The sequence below is a fragment of the Janthinobacterium sp. LPB2021202312-11-4 genome (genome assembly GCF_037049705.1).
Taxonomy (GTDB): domain Bacteria; phylum Pseudomonadota; class Gammaproteobacteria; order Pseudomonadales; family Pseudomonadaceae; genus Aquipseudomonas.
Map to the genome: position 1 here is coordinate 1 of NZ_JBAGKV010000084.1, position 1107 is coordinate 1107.

Below are 1107 nucleotides of genomic sequence, written 5' to 3' on the forward strand. Positions count from 1 at the left end.
CTTTGTAAACATCGTCTGCATCGGTGAACTGTTTACCGTCTGACTTTCGGAACGGGTATTGGAAATTTATCAAAGGTGTCGGCCCTGCCGGCACAGGGGCAGTTGGAGATAGAGCTGGCGAAGCCGCGGGCGCTGGTTGCGCACCTCTAAACTGTGGTTTAGGACGCAGAACCTTCTCTGGCATTGGCCAGTGATGGCTATTCGGGCCATATAATGCCGTTTTCGGGCCATGCGATTGCGAGCCGAAAAAATTCCCTGGAGTCGCACTACCGCTAAGGGTTTCAATAACTCCGGTATGCCCATGAAAAATAATCCAAAGTGCAATATCACCGGGTTCGGCACTCTCAACTGGAACTTCCTCGAAATGCACTCTATCAGTATTTAGTTCAGATGTTGTCCGGTAGGGAATTGTATATCCCGCGTCCTTCAGCAATCGATAAACTAGACCCGAGCAGTCGATTTCTTTCTTACCGTTGTTATCATTGTCAGTTTCACCTTTGTAAGGACCGTATTCATAACCGCTACGATACTTATCTAGTTGTTCGAGTAGTCCGGTGCTCATCAGAAGCCTCCTGCTTTAATACACTGAATTGAGTCATCTGTGATAACACCTCGTGCCACCAAACGGTCAAGCTCGCGGGTAACAGATTGAGGCTCGGTCTTTTGAGCTTCTCGATAACACGCCACTGCCCGAGGTAGATCAGAAGGAACAACGGTGTCGCCTTCGTAAACCTCGCCCAGCCTAATAAGCGCTTGAGTTGAACCCCGCGTAGAAGCACTCTCCAAGGTGGCTATTGATTTTTGTGGATCGATACAAGCACGTTTACTCTCGTAATCACCTTCATCGCAATAAAATAGTGCGAGCGTCACGGCTACATCAGGGATGCTGTTAGATGCTTGAACTAAAAGATCCAGAATCTTGGCATTTTCCAATCGCGGTGATTGTCCAGCAAGGCTGATTCCCGCAGCAGCGGCTGCAGCTTGGGCTGATCCTTTTCGGGCACCATCTAAATAGCTATCCAATGCTGCGGCGTACAAATAGATGCCAGACTCAGGGGAAGCCTTATTGACTAGCCTGTCGAATATCACGCCTTTTTTAAGCTCTAG

2 protein-coding genes are annotated in these 1107 nt (G+C 48.8%); both read right to left on the reverse strand.

Annotation, left to right across the window (positions count from 1 at the left end; all coding sequences use genetic code 11):
* A partial coding sequence (locus V5E99_RS30925) for a hypothetical protein (protein ID WP_499806313.1) occupies positions 1–562 on the reverse strand: 562 nt, incomplete at its 3' end.
* Positions 562–1107: hypothetical protein (locus tag V5E99_RS30930; protein ID WP_499806314.1), on the reverse strand; the 546-nt coding region annotated here is incomplete at its 5' end. The genes V5E99_RS30925 and V5E99_RS30930, both read right to left, overlap by 1 nt.